The sequence below is a fragment of the Pseudomonas sp. Hz4 genome (genome assembly GCF_054898165.1).
In genome coordinates this window covers 3,544,332-3,565,520 of record NZ_CM142719.1, presented here as the reverse complement: position 1 = coordinate 3,565,520, position 21,189 = coordinate 3,544,332, and the positions used below count along the sequence as shown (strand labels likewise).

General features: G+C 58.7%; 23 protein-coding genes and 3 pseudogenes. 10 read left to right on the top strand and 16 right to left on the bottom strand.

What is annotated here, in order from left to right:
* Nucleotides 1–64 precede the first annotated feature (64 nt).
* A complete protein-coding gene (locus ACYZTR_RS16265; protein WP_461972465.1) occupies nt 65–358 on the bottom strand; it encodes a hypothetical protein in 294 nt (97 codons plus the stop codon).
* Between the two features lie 379 nt (nt 359–737).
* On the opposite strand from ACYZTR_RS16265, the gene ACYZTR_RS16260 reads away from it, so the two are divergent.
* The gene (locus ACYZTR_RS16260; protein WP_461972463.1) at nt 738–1,526 is read left to right on the top strand and encodes a DeoR/GlpR family DNA-binding transcription regulator; all 789 of its coding nucleotides are present in this window, start codon (nt 738–740) and stop codon (nt 1,524–1,526) included.
* A gap of 74 nt (nt 1,527–1,600) precedes the next feature.
* Here the strand turns inward: ACYZTR_RS16260 and ACYZTR_RS16255 are convergent, their stop codons facing one another.
* Nucleotides 1,601–2,452 carry a CAP domain-containing protein gene (locus ACYZTR_RS16255; protein ID WP_461972461.1) on the bottom strand — a complete coding sequence of 284 codons (852 nt, stop codon included), beginning with the start codon at nt 2,450–2,452 and terminating at the stop codon, nt 1,601–1,603.
* Nucleotides 2,453–2,627: 175 nt separating this feature from the next.
* Between ACYZTR_RS16255 and ACYZTR_RS16250 the strand changes: the two genes are divergently transcribed.
* Nucleotides 2,628–3,248 carry a cell wall hydrolase gene (locus tag ACYZTR_RS16250; RefSeq protein ID WP_461972459.1) on the top strand — a complete coding sequence of 207 codons (621 nt, stop codon included), beginning with the start codon at nt 2,628–2,630 and terminating at the stop codon, nt 3,246–3,248.
* 84 nt (nt 3,249–3,332) lie between these two features.
* Here the strand turns inward: ACYZTR_RS16250 and ACYZTR_RS16245 are convergent, their stop codons facing one another.
* The 3 genes from ACYZTR_RS16245 to ACYZTR_RS16235 form a co-directional block, all read right to left on the bottom strand.
* Nucleotides 3,333–3,767: a hypothetical protein gene (locus ACYZTR_RS16245; protein WP_461972457.1), complete on the bottom strand. Its 435-nt coding sequence runs from the start codon at nt 3,765–3,767 to the stop codon at nt 3,333–3,335.
* Between the two features lie 171 nt (nt 3,768–3,938).
* The gene (locus ACYZTR_RS16240) at nt 3,939–4,229 is read right to left on the bottom strand and encodes a hypothetical protein (protein ID WP_008151518.1); all 291 of its coding nucleotides are present in this window, start codon (nt 4,227–4,229) and stop codon (nt 3,939–3,941) included.
* 223 nt (nt 4,230–4,452) lie between these two features.
* Nucleotides 4,453–4,938: an adenosine-specific kinase gene (locus ACYZTR_RS16235; RefSeq protein WP_461972455.1), complete on the bottom strand. Its 486-nt coding sequence runs from the start codon at nt 4,936–4,938 to the stop codon at nt 4,453–4,455.
* A gap of 151 nt (nt 4,939–5,089) precedes the next feature.
* On the opposite strand from ACYZTR_RS16235, the gene ACYZTR_RS16230 reads away from it, so the two are divergent.
* The 3 genes and pseudogenes from ACYZTR_RS16230 to ACYZTR_RS16220 form a co-directional block, all read left to right on the top strand.
* The gene (locus ACYZTR_RS16230) at nt 5,090–5,290 is read left to right on the top strand and encodes a YbdD/YjiX family protein (RefSeq protein ID WP_461972453.1); all 201 of its coding nucleotides are present in this window, start codon (nt 5,090–5,092) and stop codon (nt 5,288–5,290) included.
* A gap of 178 nt (nt 5,291–5,468) precedes the next feature.
* A pseudogene (locus ACYZTR_RS16225) lies at nt 5,469–5,686 on the top strand (GlxA family transcriptional regulator); the annotation flags it as partial.
* A 140-nt stretch (nt 5,687–5,826) separates the two neighbouring features.
* Nucleotides 5,827–5,964 (top strand): annotated as a pseudogene (locus ACYZTR_RS16220) (aliphatic nitrilase); the annotation flags it as partial.
* Nucleotides 5,965–6,017: 53 nt separating this feature from the next.
* On the opposite strand, the gene ACYZTR_RS16215 reads toward ACYZTR_RS16220, so the two are convergent.
* On the bottom strand, nt 6,018–6,716 hold the full coding sequence (locus ACYZTR_RS16215; RefSeq protein ID WP_461972451.1) for a dienelactone hydrolase family protein: 699 nt from the start codon (nt 6,714–6,716) through the stop codon (nt 6,018–6,020).
* Nucleotides 6,717–6,830: 114 nt separating this feature from the next.
* Nucleotides 6,831–7,364 (bottom strand): HvfX family Cu-binding RiPP maturation protein, encoded by a 534-nt coding sequence (locus ACYZTR_RS16210; RefSeq protein ID WP_461972449.1) that lies wholly within the window; start codon nt 7,362–7,364, stop codon nt 6,831–6,833.
* Nucleotides 7,365–7,782: 418 nt separating this feature from the next.
* Between ACYZTR_RS16210 and ACYZTR_RS16205 the strand changes: the two are divergent.
* The 3 genes and pseudogenes from ACYZTR_RS16205 to ACYZTR_RS16195 all read left to right on the top strand — a co-directional run.
* Nucleotides 7,783–8,319, top strand: a pseudogene (locus ACYZTR_RS16205) (glutaminase); the annotation flags it as partial.
* A gap of 146 nt (nt 8,320–8,465) precedes the next feature.
* Entirely contained in the window at nt 8,466–9,968 is a 1,503-nt protein-coding gene (locus ACYZTR_RS16200) for an aldehyde dehydrogenase family protein (RefSeq protein WP_461972447.1), read from the top strand.
* A 171-nt stretch (nt 9,969–10,139) separates the two neighbouring features.
* A complete protein-coding gene (locus tag ACYZTR_RS16195; protein WP_461972445.1) occupies nt 10,140–10,490 on the top strand; it encodes a BON domain-containing protein in 351 nt (116 codons plus the stop codon).
* An 80-nt stretch (nt 10,491–10,570) separates the two neighbouring features.
* Here the strand turns inward: ACYZTR_RS16195 and ACYZTR_RS16190 are convergent, their stop codons facing one another.
* Together ACYZTR_RS16190 and cynS are read right to left on the bottom strand one after the other, a co-directional pair.
* Nucleotides 10,571–11,233 (bottom strand): carbonic anhydrase, encoded by a 663-nt coding sequence (locus ACYZTR_RS16190; RefSeq protein ID WP_461972443.1) that lies wholly within the window; start codon nt 11,231–11,233, stop codon nt 10,571–10,573.
* A 114-nt stretch (nt 11,234–11,347) separates the two neighbouring features.
* Nucleotides 11,348–11,815 carry a cyanase gene (gene cynS, locus ACYZTR_RS16185; RefSeq protein ID WP_461972441.1) on the bottom strand — a complete coding sequence of 156 codons (468 nt, stop codon included), beginning with the start codon at nt 11,813–11,815 and terminating at the stop codon, nt 11,348–11,350.
* A 123-nt stretch (nt 11,816–11,938) separates the two neighbouring features.
* On the opposite strand from cynS, the gene cynR reads away from it, so the two are divergent.
* Complete coding sequence (gene cynR, locus ACYZTR_RS16180) at nt 11,939–12,844, top strand: transcriptional regulator CynR (protein ID WP_461972439.1); 906 nt, start codon at nt 11,939–11,941, stop codon at nt 12,842–12,844.
* Here the strand turns inward: cynR and ACYZTR_RS16175 are convergent.
* From ACYZTR_RS16175 to ACYZTR_RS16150, 6 genes are all read right to left on the bottom strand, one after another.
* A complete protein-coding gene (locus ACYZTR_RS16175) occupies nt 12,830–13,132 on the bottom strand; it encodes a hypothetical protein (protein ID WP_461972438.1) in 303 nt (100 codons plus the stop codon). The two genes, cynR and ACYZTR_RS16175, sit on opposite strands and share 15 nt — an antisense overlap.
* Before the next feature lie 151 nt (nt 13,133–13,283).
* Nucleotides 13,284–14,576 carry a group II intron reverse transcriptase/maturase gene (gene ltrA, locus ACYZTR_RS16170; RefSeq protein ID WP_461972436.1) on the bottom strand — a complete coding sequence of 431 codons (1,293 nt, stop codon included), beginning with the start codon at nt 14,574–14,576 and terminating at the stop codon, nt 13,284–13,286.
* A 526-nt stretch (nt 14,577–15,102) separates the two neighbouring features.
* Nucleotides 15,103–15,432 (bottom strand): hypothetical protein, encoded by a 330-nt coding sequence (locus ACYZTR_RS16165; protein WP_282381476.1) that lies wholly within the window; start codon nt 15,430–15,432, stop codon nt 15,103–15,105.
* 520 nt (nt 15,433–15,952) lie between these two features.
* A complete protein-coding gene (locus ACYZTR_RS16160) occupies nt 15,953–16,456 on the bottom strand; it encodes a GNAT family N-acetyltransferase (RefSeq protein WP_461972434.1) in 504 nt (167 codons plus the stop codon).
* A gap of 21 nt (nt 16,457–16,477) precedes the next feature.
* On the bottom strand, nt 16,478–17,107 hold the full coding sequence (locus ACYZTR_RS16155) for a glutathione S-transferase family protein (RefSeq protein WP_461972432.1): 630 nt from the start codon (nt 17,105–17,107) through the stop codon (nt 16,478–16,480).
* A gap of 78 nt (nt 17,108–17,185) precedes the next feature.
* The gene (locus ACYZTR_RS16150; protein ID WP_461972431.1) at nt 17,186–19,135 is read right to left on the bottom strand and encodes a DNA topoisomerase III; all 1,950 of its coding nucleotides are present in this window, start codon (nt 19,133–19,135) and stop codon (nt 17,186–17,188) included.
* 409 nt (nt 19,136–19,544) lie between these two features.
* Here ACYZTR_RS16150 and ACYZTR_RS16145 point away from each other — a divergent pair, with 409 nt between their 5' ends.
* Entirely contained in the window at nt 19,545–19,913 is a 369-nt protein-coding gene (locus ACYZTR_RS16145; protein WP_461972429.1) for a DUF427 domain-containing protein, read from the top strand.
* A gap of 68 nt (nt 19,914–19,981) precedes the next feature.
* On the opposite strand, the gene lldD is transcribed toward ACYZTR_RS16145, so the two are convergent.
* Nucleotides 19,982–21,124: an FMN-dependent L-lactate dehydrogenase LldD gene (gene lldD / locus ACYZTR_RS16140; protein ID WP_461972427.1), complete on the bottom strand. Its 1,143-nt coding sequence runs from the start codon at nt 21,122–21,124 to the stop codon at nt 19,982–19,984.
* Nucleotides 21,125–21,189: the final 65 nt, after the last annotated feature.

The following is a 21,189-nucleotide window of genomic DNA, read 5'->3' as shown; positions in this document are numbered from 1 at the left end:
TCACGTTCCGCCAGATATCCACTCGCCATCACACTCAACCCCAGGCTGACATGCTGTTGAAGGGCTAATCAGCGCTGCGAGCTCTCACGCGAAGCGCTCCAAGGACTGCCAACAGGCGCTCGACAACGTCTGCTTCAGCAACACCTTGGTTGGCGCCTTCATGAAAAACAGCACAACTCGCCGCGTCGTCGCCATCAACGCAGCGATAGACCGCCACTACGCTGCCCGGCCCGCCGCCGGTGTGTCCGTTCAAGATCAGGCCGCCTGCCACCGTGCCCTGCATCAGCCCGAGGCCGTAACCCGCAGACATCCAGGGGCGCCCGGGAATCGGGCCGCCGAGTACGCGTGCGGTTTGCATCGGTCTCATGGTGGGCAACGGCGTTGTGGTAGTCGGCGAGCTCCCATAATCCGCCAGCCCGGCCTCGTGCCGCAGCAATTGGGCGCAGCGTGAAGGGGCCTTCAGCAACGCATCGCCCTTGGTTTCAGCTGATCAGGCGTGCCCCAACGCAATAGCAAACGAGACGACGACCATGCACGCAAAGGCAAAATTTAAATTCATGAAGTTTTCATCCAAAGCATGTGTGATGGCGCCATCTTGAACAGGTCACAAAAAAATTCAAAATTCGGCTTTCTGATTTGAATCATCGAAAGAATTGATGTCCGGTGGGTTTGTGTTTATCCCGCGCTTTGGCTAGTCTTGCACAAACACGCAGTTACGCGCAAAAACAGGCAAAAACATGCACCATCAACACTCAGCCGCCGAGCTCCCTCATCTGCGCCGACAAAAAATCCTGCTGATCCTCGAACGTGACGGCAAGGTCATGGCCTCCGAGTTGAGCCAGCATTTCGCGGTGTCCGAAGACACCATTCGCCGTGATCTGGCGGAGCTGGCTACCGCCGGACTGGTGCAGCGCGTGCACGGTGGGGCACTGCCGCGGCCCAGGGACACCGGCAAGGATTTTTTCACCCGCGTCAGCGAAACCGATGAAGTGAAAACACACCTGGCGCAACTCGCCGCACGCCAGGTACAGGACGGCCAGATTGTGATTTTCGATTCGGGGAGCACGACGCTGCAGATCGCCCGATCGCTACCGTCGGACATTTCCATCACGGCCGTTACCGCGTCCCCGGTGATCGCAATCACCTTGGCCGAATTCAAAGGCATCACGGTGATACTGGCTGGCGGGCAACTCAATCCCGCGACCCTGTCCGCGAGCGGGCATGAAACCCTGCGGCTGATCGAGGGCATCAAGGCTGATTTGCTGTTCACCGGGGTCTGCGCGATTCACCCGGAAGTCGGTATCAGCTCCCTGCATTTCGACGAGGTGCCGGTCAAACAGGCGATGCTCGCCAGTGCCTCCCATGTCGTTGCCGTCACCACCGCCGACAAACTGGGGGCGGTGGAGCCGTTCGTGGTCGCGCCGTGTCAGCGCATCCATACCCTGATCACCGAGCGTCATGTGGCGTCGGGCAATGTCGAGGACTATCGAAAGCTTGGGATCGAGGTGGTGCAGGCGGAGTCGTGAAGCGCCCCATCAGTACTTCGTGACTTGGCGGGTCGCCCAATCACTATGGATGACCCGGCAAAAAAAACGGGCGCTTAAGGCGTCCCGAACATGACCGTCCAGTAAATTCCCGAATCACTCTTCGGATCTACCGCATACGCAGCCCCCAACTCCCGGTACTGAGGGTTCATCAGGTTCGCGCAGTGACCGGCGCTGGACACCCAGCCATCGACCACCTTGCGCACAGAGTCTTGCCCGGCAGCGATGTTCTCGCCGATCTGCCCGCCGCTGTAACCCGCCAGTTCAGCCCGGTCACCCGGCATACGGCCATCGCGGTCCTTGTGATCGAAGTAATTGTTATTGGCCATTGACCGGGCATGCTCCTCGGCCGCCGTCGCCAGCGTGGCGTTCCAGGTCAGTGGCGTGGCGGCGGCGAAGGATTGCGTGCCGCACTGGCGCGGCTGGGTGCGCGCGGCGTTAAGCTCGGCCAGCAGCTTCTGGCCTTCCGCTTGCCAATCACCCAGGCGTGCGCTCAACAGTGGACGCGCCAGCACGATGCGCCACTCGCGGTCCTGGTGGCTCACGCCGACATCGACGAACTGCGGGTCCAGCACGATCTGGCAAAAACTTTCCTGAATGGCTTTCATCGCCGACGGCGCATCGCGCGGCCCGGACAGGCTGATCGCCTGTACATTTTTCATTGGATAACCCGCGGTTGCCATCGCCTGCTGCAGATTGCCGATGCTGGTGGCGGACAGCGCCAACCGTGGATCGCCTGCCAGCGGTGGCAGTTCCTGCGAGACCTGACCCGCGCAGCGCTGCACCTGGCTGCGGTAGACGTTGATCGAATCAATCAGTTGTGTCTCGTCGACTGCCAACGCATTTACGGCGAACAACAGACCCAGTGACAACGTGGCAAAACGCGTAACGGATGATTTGAAGCGCATGGAAATCCCCTTGAGCTGACTGCGCCCATAATGCGCGATTTCACCCCCGCGAGCGCAATGCCTTTTCGCGCCCAAATACAGTTTTTTTGTCCATCTGTAGGAATGAATTTCCGCAACTACAATCAAGCAAAGTCGCCAGCGTGGCGTGCTCCCGATTCAGTCGGAAGGGGTGATCATGCGAGTAATCTGGATAGCCGCCTGCTTCGCAATAACCCTTGTCTTCGGCCACGCCACTGCATCTGAGCAGGAGCAAAAAAAGGAAGTGGCTGAAGACAAGGCCGAGGTCCTTGAACAAAAAGCGGCGGAGAAGGGCACCGATGTATCGGTACCCAAGTCCGAAACCATCACCAAATCCGAAGTTCAGGCGGTCGATCCGGCCGGTCAGTCGCCGATGGACGATGCAATTACCTGTCTGGCCCGTTCCATTTACTGGGAAGCCAAAGGCAAATCGCCCGCCGACATGGAAGCCGTCGCCAGCGTCGTCATGAACCGACTGGGCCATGAGGGTTTTCCGGAAACGGTATGCTCAGTGGTCAAGCAGGGGTCTGAGAGCAAGAATTGTCAGTTTTCGTGGTGGTGTGATGGACGCTCGGATCAGGCCCAGGAAGAAACCCAATACGCGATTGCCAAGGAAATCGGGCGCAAAGCGCTCAACAAACAACTGAACGACCGAACCCATGGCGCGATCTATTTCCACGACAGGAATGTGAAACCCAATTGGGCCAGGAAATACCTCAAGACCACCGAGACCTCGATGTTCCTCTTTTATAAGCCGCGTGGTGGGTCGGCGCGGTAGGGGTGTGAGCCTGTAATGAGCGACATCTGCCAGCCGAGATTGGTAAACGTCCGGATTGCCGACCCCATAAAGAGCATCAGATGGTCAGGGCAGAGGTTGGAGGCTGGTTTTGATGGAAAAGACCACACGGTTACGGCCAAAAATCATCATCAGCGGCGAACGGATACGGCGCAACAGGAGCATTGTCACGGTCAATGTGGAAAGAACGAGGGCACCACCTTCCATTGAGAGGCGCACCGCGAGATTGCCGGCGATCGGCGAATTCGCGACGTACGCCACTGCCACGTCAACCAGCAGGAACAGTCCTATCCAGGTCAACCACGGGCGGGCCCTCATTCGTTGGTCCGCGGTATCAGGTGGGCGGTGGTACGACAGCATTCCGACTAACAGCAGAATCGACATGACCAGTCGAGAGGCCGGTCCATAAAGCAGGAAGAGATAGATATTGTGATGTGCAAGCCCGGTGAACACACCATGCAACGCGTAGATCAGTACAAAACCGAGAAAGCCAAGCGTCATTCATCGCAACAGCGGGTCTCCCGATGACTGATAGCAACGCCACGTTACTCACAATTTCTGCTGCACAAGCAGGTAAAAATGTCCACGCGGGTAGCTGGCTGCGCAGTGCCAAGGACCGGCAAAAGCAATGACGGCGACAGCGATATTGTCGTGAGGGATCGCCAGGGCGCGCTAATTGATCTGCACAATGACCGGACCTTCCGTGACGACCGGTGGGTTCGCGTGGATGTGCGAGGCGTTTTTCTGAATCCAGTCGCGAGCGACTTTCATGCTCTCATCGGTGCCAGCCTTGTCCGTGCAAACAGTCACTGACATACCGCCATCACCGAGAGGTAGCAGTGTGTAGCTTGCGAGGCCAGCGACTTTACGGAGGGCAGCTTCGACGTCGGCCTTTTGCTTCTCTAAAACATCGAAAAGCTGCTTTGCGCCGGGACCCGAGTAGGTTCTTATAACCGCATACATAATCGTCTCCTTCGTACCGATTTGTTCAGCTTAGTCAAACGCCGGTGACAAGCGAAATGCAACGACCACCGGCAGCTCCTGGCCGTGAGACCTGTGCTGTGTTCGTGATCTTCGTACTGGGCCCTATCTGCCGCTACAGCGGCAGGCCGCCAAAAAGCCTCTCAGGCGTAAGGTGTAAGGCGCTGAATGGTGTGACGTTCAGCGCATGGTTAGCGCAAGGTGCTCAAAGTTTGTAGCCGATCTGCCGCAACAGGTTCTTGCGCCACAGGATGTCTTCCTCGCCTTCAATACCACTGGCACAGAAGCCATCAACGACGCCCAGAATCGCTCGCCCTTGTTCCGTCTCGGCGAGAATCACTTCAGTCGGATTGGCCGTTGCACAAAAAATACGGCACACCTCTGGCACCATTTTGACGGTGTTCAACACGTTCAGCGGATAGAAACCATCGCCGAGAAAAATGATGAAGCTATGCCCTGCGGCGATGGCTGTCGCATTCTTCTGGGCCAGTTCGATCATGGCGGTATCGGTGCCAGACCAGCGCACCAGGCATTTGCCGGAAGCTTCGCAAAAGGCCACGCCAAAGCGGATACCTGGCACGGCATTGACCAACGCTTCGTGGATGTCCTCGACGGACTTGATGAAGTGCGTCTGGCCTAAAATAAAGTTCGTCGCTTCCGGTTTATCGATTTTCAACGTGATGAGTTGCATCTCGAACGCTTCCTTTCACGATGTCGTTACTCTTCAGCCTAGCGTGAGAACGAGCCGGTGTTGAGCGTCACTGCTTTTGATACTGCTGACACATTGCAGATACATCAGTGCGGTTTCATGGGCCAGGCCCACACTCATAGAGAGATTTGCCATGTACCGCAGACTGCAGCAGGTCGCCAGATTCATCAGCCAAGGTGCGCGTTTAATGGTTGGCGTGCCCGATTACGACAACTACGTGGCGCAGATGGCGCTTAATCATCCCGGCGAGCCGGTCATGAGCTATTCGGCGTTTTTTCGTGAGCGTCAGGAAGCCCGCTTCGGCCGTGGAAAATGCAATACGCGTTGTTGCTAGAACTTCGCATAGTTCAACGCATCGACAATGGCCGAGCCGCCGATACCGGTCAGCGACAGTCGCAGCGCCCTGATCAGCGGGTCGTCGGCGTAGCGTGAGAACGCTCACCCCAAAAGCGTGCAATGACGATCATCTTGCGATGCGAAGTCAGTGGTTGTTAAATCAGTCATGCCACCTGGGCATGAGCGCCTGCGTCGATCTGGCGCTGGCCCTGGTTGAAAGCGACTTGGGTGCGGAAGTGCGGCGGGTGGCGCGGCAATTGGTGGTGTACCACCGGCAGCGGGAGGGCAGTCGCAGTTTTCAGTGATGCTCGAACTTGAGCCCAAGACCGATCGCATCCAGGCTGCGCTGGCTTATGCCAAGCAGAACCTGAAGCCCGCGCTGTCGATTGAGGAACCCACCGCAGGTCATTCAACGCGCCAATCGAGGCTGACGACACGCTCTGCTTTGTAGGAGCCAGGCTTGCCGGCGAAGGCGATTCCTAAGACGCCTTCGCCGGCAAGCCTGGCTCCTACAGGTCTGTGGTGTCTTAAAAGGTGGATTCGCGCGGCCACTACAGCCGTCCGGAACTGTTGAGCCTGCTGATCGACCGTGCGCCGACTGCCCATGTGCATGAGCGCAGTGCTCATCCGAAGCGGGCGGTGACCGATACAGTGGAAGAAGTCAGCCGTTAAACGGCAGATGAAAAAAAGGGGACTCTGGAAGTCCCCTTTTTGTTCGTCTGGCCTTACAGTTCCATACCCAAAAAGATCAGCGTGTTGCCATGGGCCTCAACCGCTGCGCGCTGGTTGTAGCTGTCGCGGTGCGAGCAGTTGAAGCCATGTTCGGCTTCCGGATACACGACTATTTCCACGTTATCGTTGGTATCGAAACGCTCGGCGATTTTCTCCACGGCTTCCAGTGGGATGTGGCTGTCCGCTTCACCGAAGTGCATCAGCAATGGCACATCGATTTCATCGGCGCGGTCCAGATGATTCTGGATCCCGCCGCCGTAGTAGGCGATGGCCACGTCCACCAGCCCATTGGCGGCGGTGTGGTACGAGAGCAGGCCGCCAAAGCAGTAACCGATGGAAGCAATACCGCCGTCCAGGCCGGGCTGGGCTTTCAAGGCGTCGATGGCCAGTTCGATATCTTTTTGCGCCTTGCCGATGTCGGTGGCGTTCATCAACTCGACCGCTTTTTTCCAGCCGGCTTCGTCGTAGCCCAGTTCGATACGCGGGCCACTGCGCCAGAACAGGTCCGGTGCAATCACCAGGTAGCCGTCGGCGGCGTACTGCTCGACGACCGAGCGGATGTGTTCATTCACGCCGAAGATTTCCTGGATCAACACGATCCCCGGGCCTTTGCGGGTGTGCGGAATTGCCAGGTAAGCGCCGAATTTACCGTCGGGGCTGTCGATCTCGATCCATTGGGTGGTCACGCTCATGGTGGCTCCTGTCTTCGCATGTGAGTGGGGTGAAGCTTATTGGGGTTGTGTGGCCTGGAAGCTTGGGAGTGCCTGCATACGTACGATTGCTCCGTTCTTGTGAAGCGCGAGGCATTATCGGCGTGCTGGTGTTGAGCAATTATTACGACGCCAGAAAAATCGAGCCAGCAGCGCGTCGAGGCTAAGCTTGCCGGCACCCGAGAGCAACAGCGGCATAAAGGCCGCGAGGTAGATCAACGGTAACTTGAAGTTGCCGTGACCCTTGTTGCTGATGGCGTAACCCTGAGCAAGCTCACTCAATGTAGACCAATCGGCGGGCCAGTGAACGGCAGCGGTCGCAACGACCGTGACCAGGATCAAAATGATTGCCGAGATCCGCGTTCCCAGGCCGACCAGTATGGCAAGGGCGCAGATCAGTTCGGCCCACATCGACAGTTCCCAGTTCAGCGTGGCCGGCACGTGGTTGAAGGGAAACGGGAAGCTGTCCTGAATATCGGCGAACCAATTTTCGCCATTGAATTTTTCCAGGCCAGACTCGAAGAACTCCCAGGCGAGAAACACCCGCAGAGTCAGCGGCGCGACCCAGCTGCCGGCACGGTCGAGGTTCAGGTGCAGGCCTTTCACGGCCGATGAGAGTGAGGTGGTCATGGACTTGATCTCCGTTCAGTCAGGGGAGTGGGGCAGCGGCGCGCCCCACGCAGGGGGTTACTCGCCGGCGCCGCACTTGAGGACAAGGCCAGGCCGCCAGCGATGATCAGGTCGAGGGTCAAAGAAGAAGTCGAGAGCTTGAACAGGGTGATACTCCGTAGTATTGAGTGAGTTGAGCGCTTTGACCGGCGAGGCCAATCGACAGGCACATTTCATCAAACAGGTGTATCTGCGATGTGTCTTTGGCGCGGGGTTTTAGGGGCGGGGTGTGTCGGGGGCGCAACTGTACACACTCTGATACGTAAACCATTGATCCCTTGCTCGCTCCCACAAGGGGGGCGGTGTTTTTGAGATTGTGTGATCCAGCACCGACCAGTGGCGTCTAGCGTCAGTGTCCCCGCCATTCCATGGGGCGAGCTTTGCCGCGCCGGCGTTGTCCATGCGCGACTTTGTCCGCCGGCTGTCCGGCAACCCGCAAGTCATGGTGGACGGCAAGGTCGCCGATTCCGAATACCTGCATCGGGCGCGCAACGCTGCCATGGCTTATCTGATGCAGTCTTTCGGCAATTTTCATAACGACGTCGAAGCCGTGTTGCGCAGTTACTTCAGCCATTGCGCGCTACGCATGACCTGCGTGGATCTGGCCCGGGCGTTTTGTTTTCTGGCCAACGACGGTTTCTGCAAACACAGCGGCGAACAGATCCTCAGCGCGCGCCAGACCCAGCAGGTCAACTCGATCATGGCCACCAGCGGCCTCTACGATGAAGCCGGCAACTTTGCCTATCGCGTCGGTTTGCCCGGCAAGAGCGGCGTGGGCGGTGGGATTGTCGCGGTGGTGCCGGGGCAATTCACGGTGTGCGTCTGGTCACCGGAGTTGAACACCGCCGGCAACTCCCTCGCAGGCATGGCCGCGCTGGAGGTGCTGAGTCAGCGGATTGGCTGGTCGGTGTTCTAGACACGGTGGTGCCGGGTCACAGTGGTCTTTTAGCGTAGGGGTGACGGGCTGCCGGGTTGTCGATTCCGGTCAGGCGTGCGGTTAATGACGATCCAGGGATTTTCCTATACATTTTCCGGCCGCCCATCGCATGGTGAAACCGCTTCATGTCTCTTGCGCTCGAACGTCTAGTCGCTGGCACGCCTATCCCTTTCGCCGGGAATCGTGTCTCTGTGGTCAGCCCCGAACTGGCCGCGCGCTTTCAGCCCGGGGACCATTTGCTGGTGGAGCAGGTCAGCGGCGAGTTGCTGCTGATCCCGGTGGCTGACCAGCAAGCGGCGGCCATTGCTATCGAGCGTGCCGAAGCGGCCTTCAGCGCAATGTCCGCGGTCTCGGACCAAGCCATCAGCGAGTTCTTTGATCGCTTCGCGCAACGCCTGGAAGATCCTGACTGCTGGGCCTCGATCGAAGCCGCCAACCTGGCCGACATCGAACGGGCCAAGGCGCGCGGACGCTCCACCACGCGGCTTCTGGCGGATGAACGCATGCGCCGCGACATGATCGCCGGCCTCAGGGCCTGGCGCGATGCGTCGGCCACGCGCGGCAAAATGGTCAGTTGCGTCGAGCATGACGGCTGGAAGGTCGAGCAAGTGGTCTCGCCCCTGGGCATCGTCGCTTTCGTCTTCGAAGGCCGACCGAACGTCTTTGCCGACGCCGCGGGTGTGTTGCGCACGGGTAACACGGCGGTGCTGCGCATCGGCAGCGATGCGTTAGGCACGGCGCAAGCCATCGTCACCCACGCGTTGAATCCGGCACTGAGCGACGCCGGGTTGCCGACCGGCGCGGTGTCGCTGGTGGAAAGCGTCAATCACGCCGCCGGCTGGGCGATGTTCGCCGACCGGCGCCTGTCGCTGGCGGTGGCCCGGGGTTCGGGTCGTGCCGTCAGCCAACTGGGTAGCATCGCCCAACAGGCTGGCACCGCCGTCAGCCTGCATGGTACCGGTGGCGCCTGGCTGATTGCCGACAAGGTTGCCGACGCCAAGCGCTTTGCCGCGGTGGTGCGCAATTCGCTGGATCGCAAAGTCTGCAACACCCTGAACGTCTGCCTGATCCACCGTGACCGTGTCGCCGAATTGCTGCCGCTGTTCCTGGACGCGCTGCAACAGGCCGGCACCGCACGGGGACAGGGCTGCAAATTGCACATCGTCGAGGGCAGCGAGCAATACTTGCCGACCGATTGGCAGACCGCAAGCGTTGAGGTGTATCGCGCCGAAGGCTATCAAACCGAAGCCTTGGCCGAACCGCTGCCCGAGGATCAGTTGGGCCGCGAGTGGGAATGGGAAGAAACCCCGGAAGTCAGCCTGAAGATCGTCGATGACCTGGACAGCGCCATCGCGTTGTTCAATCGCTATAGCCCGCAGTTCACCGTGTCATTGATCAGTGAGGATGCCGAGGCTCAGGAACGCTTCTACAACGCGGTCAACGCACCTTTTGTCGGCAACGGAATTACCCGCTGGGTCGACGGGCAATACGCGCTGAACAAGCCGGAACTGGGTCTTTCGAACTGGGAAAGCGGTCGACTGTTTGCTCGCAGCGCGATTCTCTCGGGCGACGGGGTGTTCACGATCCGTAGCCGCATGACCCAGACGGATCTGTCGGTCAAACGCTGAGACGGCATCCCGACCCCAGGCGACGGCCGCACTATACTTAATGTGCGTCTGTATTGGCGTGGCGAGCACTCCAAAACGAATCAGATGTCCCATAACGCTCGCCTGAGAGGCAGAGGGCTGCATAGCAAATGGGACGGACAGCGCATCTGATTACGTGAAGAGGGTCGCACCATGAAACTTCATTCGTTTCAACATTACTCTCAGGATCTGGAAAGGGGCGTTCACGATACGTGGATTACCGCCAGGGTGAAGTCAGCCCTGGCAATGGCCGAACCCAGCCTCGGCCTGCAAATCCATGTCAAAACCCATGGGAGCACGGTGGCGTTGAGCGGTCGCGTCAACACCCATAAACAGTGTGAGCAGGCTGTTGCTCTGGCCCGTTCGGTTCAGGGAGTCGTCGAAGTCGATGCCAGAGACTTGCTGACTCACGTGTTCACGCCAGGCAGTTTTCCAGAACCACCCAACGCCGAAGAGAGCACTGAGATTCGGCCTCAATCGTCCACCAAGATGGACGATAAATGACCCTGTCGATCGAGTCAGCGCAGCGCTCCCGTTAGCCGGGAGCGCTGCATCGATCGTCTCGCGGCGAGTGGATTTAAGCTTCAGGCTGCTGCTTCTACGGATTGAGCTCGAAGGGCACAGGTGTCCGGATACTCTGCCAGCGCCACGAAACGGCGGCTGTTGGCATCCAGGGCGTCGACCGAACCGGTCTCGATGTCGTAGACCCAACCGTGCACATTCAACAGGCCTTTCTCCTGAGCCAGGCGCACGCTTGGGTGCGTCTGGATATTGGCCAGTTGCGCGATGACATTCTCCCGAACCATTGAACTCACCTTCGCCGCATCACTGGCGTGAGGACGGGATTCGTTGATGACTTTCGCCGACTCGGCATGTTGCAACCAGCCGCTGACAGCGGGCAGGTGGTCCATGCAGGTGCACTTCGCGACGGCGGTCATGGCGCCGCAGTCCGAATGCCCACAGATCACAATGTCAGTAACGCCGAGCACCGCGACCGCATATTCGACCGTGGCCGATACACCGCCGGGGTGCGGGCTGTAAGAGGGCACGATATTGCCGGCGTTGCGGATCACAAACAGTTCACCGGGTTCTTGTTGGGTCAGCAGTTCTGGCACGACCCGGCTATCGGAACAGGTGATAAACAACGTACCCGGATGCTGGGTGGTGGCCAGGTGTTTGAACAGGTCGGTGCGTTGCGGAAAGGCTTCCTTCTGAAACTTCAAAAAACCTTCGATGAGCGCTTTCATGGCGATGTCCTCATGCGTAATTAGAATGATTATTTTGTAGCAGCTGCCGAGCCCGCGAGGCTGCGTCCGAGGCGGGCCGCGTTCGGACGAAGTCCTCGCAGAACCGGCATCCACTTAGAAAGGACGCAGTGGCAGGAACTTGCCGTCGAGGGTAATCACTGCGCGGGAGCCACCTTCCGGGTCTTCGACTTTCTTCATGTCCAGCTTGAAGTTGATCGCACTGATAATGCCGTCGCCGAATTGTTCATGTACCAGGGCTTTCAAGGTGGTGCCGTAAATCTGGATCATTTCGTAGAAGCGGTAGATGGTCGGGTCGGTCGAGACACCCGAGAGGCTGCCGCGCAACGGGATGATCTGCAGGCGGGCCACGCCTTCGGCGTCCAGGTCCAGTTTTTCGCCAATGACTTTGGCGGCGCTTTCCGGCAGTGGGTGCTGACCGAGCAGGGCGGCGGTGACGTACGCCAGACCCAGGCCGGTGCCGTCGGTCAGGTCCTGCCAGGACAGGTTTTTACGCGCTTTTGCATCGAGGATAGACGTGGTCAGCGCCAGACTTGGGTCGTTGTAAGCGTGGGACTGTTGCATGGGGTTTCTCCTGCCGGGGTGGTATTGCTTGGGTGTGGAGCAATCTTCTGCGGATCGATCCATAGCGTCCAAGACCCATATACAATGCAGCGCATAAGCACAGCCTATAGAGTGTGATCCCCCATGCTGCTACGACATTTGCGCTATTTGCTGGCGGTGGCCGACCACGGCGGCTTCACCCGTGCCGCCGAGGCGCTTCACGTCTCGCAACCGACCCTGTCCCAACAGGTCCGGCAACTGGAAGAAACCCTGGGCGTAAGCCTGTTCGACCGGACCTCGCGCGCGGTGAAACCCACCGATGCGGGACAGGCCTACATCGAATGCGCTCGTCGGGTGCTGGTGGAACTGGAGGCGGGAAAACGTGCGCTGCATGACGTGAAGGACTTGTCCCGCGGCACCTTGCGGCTGGCCATGACGCCAACGTTCATGGCGTACCTGGTGGGGCCGTTGGTGCGCGATTACGTGGCGCGCTTTCCGAACATCCATCTGCAGATTTTCGAGCTGTCGATGGATGACATCGAGGCCGGTCTAGTGGATGACTCACTGGACATCGCCATCGCGTTTACCCAGGTCAGAAATGCCGACATCGAGTCCATCCCGGCGTTTACCGAGACATTGGGCGTCATGGTGGGGCGCGATCACCCGTTATACGAAAGCCAGGTGGCGTTGTCTGCTGAAGAGGTAGCGCAACTGCAATTTGCGCTGCTGACTGCGGACTTCGTTACCCGCACCCGCATTGACGGGTACTTTGCCCAAGAGCAGATCACGCCGAAGGTGGTGATCGAGGTCAACTCGGTGAGCACCTTGCTGGAAGTCATTCGGCACACGGCCATGGCCACTATTCTTCCAGAGCCCATTGCCACCCAGGACCGTGCATTGCGCAAAATCCCATTGCTAGGGGAGGCGCCCCAAAGAGGGGCCGCGCTGCTTCGACGCAAAAACAACTATCACAGTGCGGCGTCGGTGGCGTTTATGGAGCTGGTGTTGGGTGCGGCTACAGTTGAGTCGACGACGTCAGTCATCCATTGATTGGCACACGCCATTGGGCGTCTTGCCAGTGGAGGACACCGTGACCGAGTCATCATCGGTGAGGATGATCGAGATTGTGTAGCCCGAACCCTTGGCTTCGAAGCGGCGATCGTTGATGGCTTTGGTGGCGGCTTCCTTGCTGTTGATTAATACCGGCCCGTCCTGATCCGCCTGAACGACGATGTTTCCGGGGCAGTCCATATTGAATGAGGGAACTCCGGGGACGCTGTTTGCAAGGGCAGCACTGGCCAGCACCAGCAGCATCAAGCCCGTCAGATGTTTTTTCATCGCAAACCTCCAATAATCCAGTGCACACGGTTAACGATAGCGTTGTTTGGTGCGCACGAGACAATCGGCATAGGGGGCGGCCTTCATAGGCCGCTCCCCTGCCACACCACCCGGCATGCGGGTCCGCACCGGGCGGTTCGAGAGATTGAGGTTATGAGAGTCGCACCAGTCCCAGCCTGTCGAACCATGCCACATCCAACACTCGATTCAGCTCAAATCGGCTGTTACGCCACCAGCTACACGAGTTGGCCGCCACTTTCCGGGCCGTTTGACTGCTGGCTCCCAGCACCCTCAGTTCGCGGTAGATCGTCGGTCCACGCCGCCATTGCTTAAGCTGGATCGCTCGCAGTCGGTGTCGTATCCATTCATCAAGCTCTCGCCAGATTTTCGGTGTTTGTGACAACCCAAAGTAAGTTTTCCAGCCCAAGAGATAAGGGCGTAGATTTTCGACGACTTGTCGCAGACTGCGGCCACCTGAGCGACGGGTGAGTTCGCGTATCCGTTGCTTGAACTGCTTGCGCGCTTTGACCGCCACAGCTCTTTTGACGCCTTGGGGCGACGCCCAAAAGGCATATCCAAGAAACTTGCGACCAAACGCACTCGCCACCGCACTCTTGCTCTCGTTGACACTCAAGTGCAGCTTTTCATACAGACGCTTCAGCAAAGCCATTACCCGCTGCCCAGCCCTGCGGCTGCGAACATACACATTCGCATCGTCGGCATAGCGTACGAAGCAATGACCTCGACGTTCAAGCTCCCGATCCACTTCGTCCAGCAGCACATTCGCCAGCAACGGCGACAGCGGGCCGCCTTGCGGCGCCCCGCAACGGCTTTTCTCGACCACGCCATTGATCAGCGTTCCCGCATCCAGATACGCCCGAATCAGCCGGATAACCGCCCGATCCGCAATCCGCTTGCGTAAACGATCCATCAGAATGTCGTGGTCGACCCGGTCGAAGAACTTCTCCAGATCAACATCCACCACCACTCTGCGCCCCGAAGACACATGGCGCTGAGCCGCCAAAACGGCGTCCTGCGCGCAGCGTCCCGGGCGAAAGCCGTAGCTGTGTTCACTGAAAGTCGGGTCGAGTAGTGGCTGCAAGACTTGCAGCAACGCTTGTTGGATCAAACGGTCGGTGACCGTCGGAATTCCCAACTCGCGCTGACCACCGTCGGGTTTGGGAATGACCACGCGGCGTACCGGACTGGGCCGGTAGATGCCGGATAGAAGCTGTTCACGAATCGCCGCCCACTGAGTCAGCAGATGTTCGGCCGTCTGTTGAATATCCAGACCGTCGACCCCCGCTGCACCTTTGTTGGCTTTGACCCGCTTCCACGCCCGCTTCAGGTTTTCTCTCGCAAAGGCCCGATCCAACAGCCCTTGCCCTGCGTTGTCGGATTCATCTTGCGGGCGATTGACCTCGTCGCTGATGGGGCTTCTCACGGTTTCACCGCTCCCGTCCTCACATCCGCCCCGCGTTTGGCAGGCATCTGACTTCCGGTCGTTCGCATCAACATGGCCTATAACGCTTTCTCTCGTTCGGCCCTTCGTCAAAAAAAAAGACTACTACGGCCTCTGCTGACTTCTCGCTCCGGCTGGCGCCGTCGCCCTTTCAGGCACAAGGCAAGATCTCCCCAGGTAAGAACGCAATCCTTCCCCGCACAACCGCCGGATTTACGCTGCCTGACCCTTGACCACAAGAGCTTCGCGGTTTGCTGCCCGCTCGCCCTGATCGGCATCGCCTTATATCCGGTTCTTGTCCATCGGCTCACGGTTTCGATTCACGCTTCCTCCCCACACTCGGTCACCCTCATGCAGTTGCGCTTCACTTCGTTCGCTGTGGTCAGCTTACGGCGGGACTTTCACCCACAAGATTGCGCCCATGCTGGGCGCACAACAAAAAGGCCCCGCTCGATGTCACGAGCGGGGCCTTTTTATGGAGGGGGTGTGGAATAAAACCCCTGGGGTATCAGGAGAACCGATCAATCACCCGAACTTCGTTCTGGTACTGCATCGATGCCCACGCCTGTTTCAGCGTTTGCAGAACATGACCGATAAAGTCCTTGTCGGCCGCGGCTTTCTTGCCGACATAGCCTTGGCCGCGACGGTACATCTTCAGTCGGGCGAGCAGGTTCTGGTTGTTCTTGTCGAACTCCGCTTCATGGGCGTGAGGCGACAGGCAGTCGATATGCACCTGGCCCGACTTGCTGATCCACAGAATATGGCTGTCATGGCTGTCTTTTTGCGCAGCGAACAGATGAGCCAGTTCATCGATAGTGGGTTGATTGTTCAGATTCATAGTAAGCCCCTTGACCATTTGGTGATCTTTCAAAGTTGATTCGCTAATACAGGTAGCCCATCGGTTAGTTGATCCCTGGCACCGAAACCAGGACGTCAGCGGTCGGCCGCCAAATTGACGGGGTCACGCGTCTGTTGCATGTAGTCGTGTTGAATAACTGCTACGCAATAGCGTCACAACGAGGAGAAGCAGCGAAAACCTTCAGGCCACTGCCAACATTTTCAGGGTCGGCCACAAGCTTCATGAGGATTGATCGCCAGCGTTTCTCGTCCTTGTACTGGACGTTCAGGCCAGGTCAGCTTCTTCAATCTGCCTTGTGGGCAGCGTGTATCCGGGAAAAACAGCTCGGCGGTCAGACGAGCTTGTTCAAACGTGTTGCCTGTACTCCCGATCGGGGAGATGTCTGCATCATGCAAGGGCAAATCGGACGCGTCAACGGTTTTGTAGTGATTATTTTTGGTCACTACATATTGTCGGACAAAGTCGTTTGGAATTAAAAAGCGCGATCGGAAGGCGCCAGTCAGGACGATGGCGGCGATATCTGGAATCGGTAAAAGGTGCAGGGATAACCGTCTACCGATAGCTGATGCAGGGTGAACTCGCCATGGGTGAGATTAGCTATGACCCGGGCCCAGAACGCCCGCGCAGGCTGGTTCGCGTCGAGGTGGAAAATTTGCCATTGACCGGGGAACCGGCTCAAGAGGGTGGAAACGACAAACTTCGCGACGCCTTGGCCACGAAAGCGCCGACTGACAAAAAAGTAGCCAATGTTGTACTCGGCGCCGTGAGTATGGGTTTCGTCGTCCACGGTCACGAAACCGGCCAATTCTCCGTCGACCTTGATCAGAAACGGCTTGGTTTCGGGTTTGCGCCAGTAACCCGGTTTAGGCTGGGCGTTGAAGAAACCATGCTCCCCGAGCTTTAGCGGCAGCCACTCGCTGAAGTCATACAGATAGAACTGCATCAGGTTTTCAATCGTTTCCAGTTCGTCGCGCTGGGCGGCGTGCAGTTCTATCAAGGGCATGCGGGGTGGCTCCTGAGGCACTCAGTGCGGGGCGAAATCGTATTTCCCACCTTTTTTCAGTGCGGCTTGATAGGCCGGGCGAGCCTGAAAGCGTGCAATCCAGGCCGCTGTATGAGGATAGTCGCCGAGCTTGCCTTGGGCTCTGGCGATCTCGCCAATAAAACTCATCTGGATGTCGGCGGCGCTCAATTCATTGCCCAACAGGTAGTCGGACTGGCTCAGCGCCGTGTCGAGGTAGCTCAGGTAGTTGGCCACCTCCGAGTCGATCCGCGGATGCAACGGCGTGCCGGCGTCACCAAGACGCCCCACGTACAGGTTTAACATCAGCGGCAACATGGCCGAACCTTCGGCGAAATGCAGCCACTGAACGTATTCATCATAGGCGGGGGTGGACGGATCGGGTTGCAAGCGACCTTCGCCATGACGGCGAATCAGGTAGTCGATGATCGCGGAGGACTCGATCAGCTTCTGCGCGCCGTCTTCGATGACCGGTGATTTACCCAGGGCATTGATCGCTTTCAATTCCGGCGGTGCCAAGTTGGTCTTCGGGTCACGTTGATAGCGTTTCAGCTCGTAAGGGATGGCCAGTTCTTCCAGCAACCAGAGGATCCGCTGGGAACGGGAGTTGTTCAGGTGATGCACGATAATCATGGTCGATGCCTTATCAGAAAATGGGGTTGTCGTTGGGCTTGAAGAACACTAGACCCTTGTGGCTCGTTCGAAGTGCCATCAAGCCTTGCTCGCCGGTTTTGCCGCGCGTTTGGTGCCCGTCGAGGGCTTGCGTTTGGCGGGCTTGCGTTTGCTTTTCCACGGCGTGGCACCGCGCCCGGCGGGGCTTGCCGGCCCGCTGATGGTCAGGCTCAGGCCGGCGCAGCGAGCGACCTGTTTGCTCATCCACGCGGCCTGCTTGGTGACGAATTCTTCCAGGCTCATCTCGCCGCTCTGCACCATGTCCAGCGCCTGCTCCCAAATCGCCGTGGTCCCCGGGTCGGCGATGGCGCGCGGCACGGCATCGATCAGGCTGAAAGCGGCCGGGGTAGCGGCCAGTGCCTTGCCGTTCTTGATCAGATAACCACGGTCGAGCAGGCCCTGGATGATCGAGGCACGGGTCGCTTCAGTGCCGATACCGGTAGTGTCTTTGAGTTTCTGCTTCAGTAGTGGATCTTCCACCAGTTTGGCGACGTTCTTCATCGCCTTGATCAGATCACCTTCGGTAAAGGGTTTGGGCGGTTGCGTCCAGAGGTCCTTGAGCTTGACGTCGGCCACCGCGCAGTCACGCCCTTCGGCCAATGCCGGCAGTGTTTGCGGTGCCGGTGCTTCGCGGCCCTTGGCCGGGGCGAGGGCCTCGGGCAGGGCGCGCTTCCAGCCGGGCTCGACGATTTGCTTGCCGACGGCACGCAAGGCTTCACCGGCGCAGTCGAAGTCGGCCTGGGTCCGGTCAAATTCATGGTTGGGCAGAAACTGCGCCAGATAACGCGCGCGGATCAGGGTGTAGACCGCCCGCTGTTTGCCCGCCAGTCGCTCGAGGTTTTTCGCCGCAGCGGTGGGGATAATGCCGTGGTGAGCGCTGACCTTGGCATCGTTCCAGGCCCGTGAACGTCGCTGAGGCTCCAGGAAATCGTTCAAGGCGTTCAGTGCCGGATCAGCCTGCCTCAGCGCGGCAAGAATGCCCGGTGCTTCGCTGTGCTGACTCACGGGCAGATAACCGCAGTCGCTGCGCGGATAGGTGATGACCTTGTGGGTCTCGTACAGAGCCTGGGCGATGTCGAGGGTTTCCTGGGCGCCAAGCCCGAGCTTCTTCGAGCACACTTCCTGCAAGGTGCCCAGATCGAAGGGCAGGGGGGCCACTTCGCGCATCCGCTCGGTGCGCAGTTTGATGACCCGGGCACTCGCCGCGCTGCCAATCGCCGCCGCTGCTTGCTGCGCCAAGGCTTGATTCAGGCAGCGATCCTGATCGTCGCACACCTCGGAGGCCGCGCGCCACTGGGCGGTGAACGCGGTACCGTCGTGCAGCAGTTGCACATCGATGGCCCAATAGGCGACCGGCACGAAATCGGCAATGCTGCGGTCGCGATCCACCACCAGGCGCAGGGTTGGCGTTTGCACCCGACCGACCGGCAATACGCCCTGATAACCGGACTGACGCCCCAACAGCGTGAACAGCCGACTCATGTTCATCCCGATCAGCCAGTCGGCCCGCGAGCGCCCGAGGGCCGAATGATAAAGACTAAAGGTTTCGGCCCCCGGCTTCAGGGCTGCCAATGCCTTGCGGATCGACGTATCGTCCAGCGCCGACAGCCATAGCCGCTGGATCGGCCCTCGATAACGGCAATGCTCCACTAATTCCCGGGCAATCATCTCACCCTCACGGTCGGCGTCGGTGGCAATCACCAGTTCATCGGCCTCGCCGAGCAAGCGTTTGACCGCCTTGTACTGGCCGGCAGTACGCGGTTTAACCATCATCTTCCATTTCTCTGGAATGATCGGCAGATCCGCCAGTACCCAACGCTTGTAACGCGCGTCATAGGCGTCCGGCGGCGCGGTTTCCAGCAGATGGCCGATGCACCAGGTCACCGTGACGTCCGTTCCCAGCCAGCAGCCGTCGCCGCGACGTTTGGCGCCGAGGACGGTCGCAATGTCTTTGGCCTGGGAAGGTTTTTCACAGAGGTACAGCCGCATAACCACCCTCGTTCAGTCGGTTTGAAGAGGTGAACAGAATGCGCAGGGAATGAGATTGGAGCAACCTTTATCTGTATGGATATACAGATGACCAGTTCAATCTGCTCTAAGCTTCCGGGCGGCAGGTGCCGCCGAAGCGGCGGTAGTTTATTGAGTTGGTGGCGGCGCACATGCCGCTGACGCGTTCCCCCGGGGCCATGGTTCAACTCCCGCTGATGGCTTTTTTGTGGCGAGGGGGTTTGTCGGAACGCCGCACCGCCCGTTCGGCTGTGAAGCAGTCGCGGCAGGGAAACATGAGGTATACCTATTTAATCGCGGTCGCAGGTTTTGGGGCTGCTGCGCAGCCCATTCGGGGGCAAGCCCCCTCGCCACAGGAGCGTGGGCGCTCCCGATAACCCAGGAGAATCTGATGAAAACCTCCGGTCCTAGTCCTGTCATCACCATCGCAGAGCAGCCGGGCTGCCTGCTTGTAAAGTTTCACGGTATTCAGGTGGCCGCCTCCGCACGGGCGCGGGTGTTGCTCGAGGCCAACTATCCTCCGGTGTATTACGTACCGCGCGAGGACATCGATGAAAAGTACTTTGCCCGCACCGATCACACGAGCTATTGCCCCTACAAGGGCGATGCCAGCTATTTCAGCCTGCAAATCCCGGGGCATGAAGGCGCTAACGCGGTGTGGAGTTATGAAAACCCTAAAGTGTCGGTGGAGCAGATTAAAAATTGCGTGGCGTTCTATCCCGATCAAGTACAGTTCGAGATTATTGAAAACTTCGAGTGAGGGTCGCTTCCCAGGCATCAACGAAAACGCCGCGCATTGGCGCGGCGTTTTAAGGTCAGCTGTTCAACTCATCGAACAGCCTCCACCAGCGTGGATTGATCAATCTGACTAATCGAGGTCACCCCGGTCAAGGTCATGGCCACGCGCATTTCCTTGGCGAAGATATCCAGCATATTCTCCACCCCGCGTTGACCATCGGCCGCCAATGCGTAGGCCATGGAACGCCCCAGCAATACGCCTTTTGCTCCCAGCGCCAACATCCGTACGACATCAAGCCCCGAGCGGATGCCCGAGTCGACCAGCACCGTCAGATCATTACCGATGGCTTGCATGATGGGCGGCAATGCCCTGGTGGTGGAAAGTGCGCCGTCCAGCTGCCTCCCACCGTGGTTCGACACGACAATGCCATCCGCACCAAAGCTGACCGCGTCTCTGGCGTCCTGAGGATCGAGAATGCCTTTGATGATCATTGGGCCTTTCCAGAAATCACGAATCCACTCCAGATCACTCCAACTGATCGAAGGGTCGAAGTTATTGGCCAACCAGCCCATGTAGTCTTCGAGTGTCACGGCTTTACCAAGGTACTTCGAGATATTGCCCAGGTCGTGTGGACGCCCCATGACACCGACGTTGAATGCCCAGTCGGGTTTGGTCATGGCCTGAAGCATTCGCCGCGATGCCGCAAAAGGGCCTGACATGCCCGAGTGTGCGTCCCTGTACCGGGCGCCGGGCGTGGGCATGTCCACGGTAAACACGAGGTTCTGCACCCCGGCGGCCTTCGCGCGTTCTAGTGCGTTTTTCATGAAGCCTCTGTCTTTCAACACATACAGTTGAAACCAGATGGGTTGTCGGGTTTGAGCCGAGACCTCTTCGATCGAGCACACCGATACCGTTGATAGGCAAAGCGGGATGCCTTTATTTTCCGCCGCTTTTACAGCCTGCACTTCACCACGACGGGCGAACATGCCCGTCAGTCCTACCGGGGCCAATATGATCGGCATTGAAAGTCGTTGGTCGAAGAGGGTGGTTTCAAGGCTCAAGGTTTCGACGTTTTTCAGAATGCGCTGACGAAGGCTGATGCCCGTCAGGTCAGCACTGTTGGCCCGCAGCGTGTGCTCTGCATAAGCCCCGCCATCAATGTAATCAAACAAAAAACGCGGGAGTTTTCGGCGTGCTGCCTCACGATAGTCAGATGCGGATGAAATGATCATGAGGCCTCGGTCTGGTGAGTGGCGGGGCGATGGTTGCGTCGAGCGTCGGGTCGGAGATTGACGAA

Coding starts and splice junctions, on each gene's coding strand:
- ACYZTR_RS16265 (WP_461972465.1), bottom strand. CDS start 358: ATGCAAACCGCACGCGTACTCGGCGGCCCGATTCCCGGGCGCCCCTGG.
- ACYZTR_RS16260 (WP_461972463.1), top strand. CDS start 738: ATGCACCATCAACACTCAGCCGCCGAGCTCCCTCATCTGCGCCGACAA.
- ACYZTR_RS16255 (WP_461972461.1), bottom strand. CDS start 2,452: ATGCGCTTCAAATCATCCGTTACGCGTTTTGCCACGTTGTCACTGGGT.
- ACYZTR_RS16250 (WP_461972459.1), top strand. CDS start 2,628: ATGCGAGTAATCTGGATAGCCGCCTGCTTCGCAATAACCCTTGTCTTC.
- ACYZTR_RS16245 (WP_461972457.1), bottom strand. CDS start 3,767: ATGACGCTTGGCTTTCTCGGTTTTGTACTGATCTACGCGTTGCATGGT.
- ACYZTR_RS16240 (WP_008151518.1), bottom strand. CDS start 4,229: ATGTATGCGGTTATAAGAACCTACTCGGGTCCCGGCGCAAAGCAGCTT.
- ACYZTR_RS16235 (WP_461972455.1), bottom strand. CDS start 4,938: ATGCAACTCATCACGTTGAAAATCGATAAACCGGAAGCGACGAACTTT.
- ACYZTR_RS16230 (WP_461972453.1), top strand. CDS start 5,090: ATGTACCGCAGACTGCAGCAGGTCGCCAGATTCATCAGCCAAGGTGCG.
- ACYZTR_RS16215 (WP_461972451.1), bottom strand. CDS start 6,716: ATGAGCGTGACCACCCAATGGATCGAGATCGACAGCCCCGACGGTAAA.
- ACYZTR_RS16210 (WP_461972449.1), bottom strand. CDS start 7,364: ATGACCACCTCACTCTCATCGGCCGTGAAAGGCCTGCACCTGAACCTC.
- ACYZTR_RS16200 (WP_461972447.1), top strand. CDS start 8,466: ATGTCTCTTGCGCTCGAACGTCTAGTCGCTGGCACGCCTATCCCTTTC.
- ACYZTR_RS16195 (WP_461972445.1), top strand. CDS start 10,140: ATGAAACTTCATTCGTTTCAACATTACTCTCAGGATCTGGAAAGGGGC.
- ACYZTR_RS16190 (WP_461972443.1), bottom strand. CDS start 11,233: ATGAAAGCGCTCATCGAAGGTTTTTTGAAGTTTCAGAAGGAAGCCTTT.
- cynS (WP_461972441.1), bottom strand. CDS start 11,815: ATGCAACAGTCCCACGCTTACAACGACCCAAGTCTGGCGCTGACCACG.
- cynR (WP_461972439.1), top strand. CDS start 11,939: ATGCTGCTACGACATTTGCGCTATTTGCTGGCGGTGGCCGACCACGGC.
- ACYZTR_RS16175 (WP_461972438.1), bottom strand. CDS start 13,132: ATGAAAAAACATCTGACGGGCTTGATGCTGCTGGTGCTGGCCAGTGCT.
- ACYZTR_RS16165 (WP_282381476.1), bottom strand. CDS start 15,432: ATGAATCTGAACAATCAACCCACTATCGATGAACTGGCTCATCTGTTC.
- ACYZTR_RS16160 (WP_461972434.1), bottom strand. CDS start 16,456: ATGCCCTTGATAGAACTGCACGCCGCCCAGCGCGACGAACTGGAAACG.
- ACYZTR_RS16155 (WP_461972432.1), bottom strand. CDS start 17,107: ATGATTATCGTGCATCACCTGAACAACTCCCGTTCCCAGCGGATCCTC.
- ACYZTR_RS16150 (WP_461972431.1), bottom strand. CDS start 19,135: ATGCGGCTGTACCTCTGTGAAAAACCTTCCCAGGCCAAAGACATTGCG.
- ACYZTR_RS16145 (WP_461972429.1), top strand. CDS start 19,545: ATGAAAACCTCCGGTCCTAGTCCTGTCATCACCATCGCAGAGCAGCCG.
- lldD (WP_461972427.1), bottom strand. CDS start 21,124: ATGATCATTTCATCCGCATCTGACTATCGTGAGGCAGCACGCCGAAAA.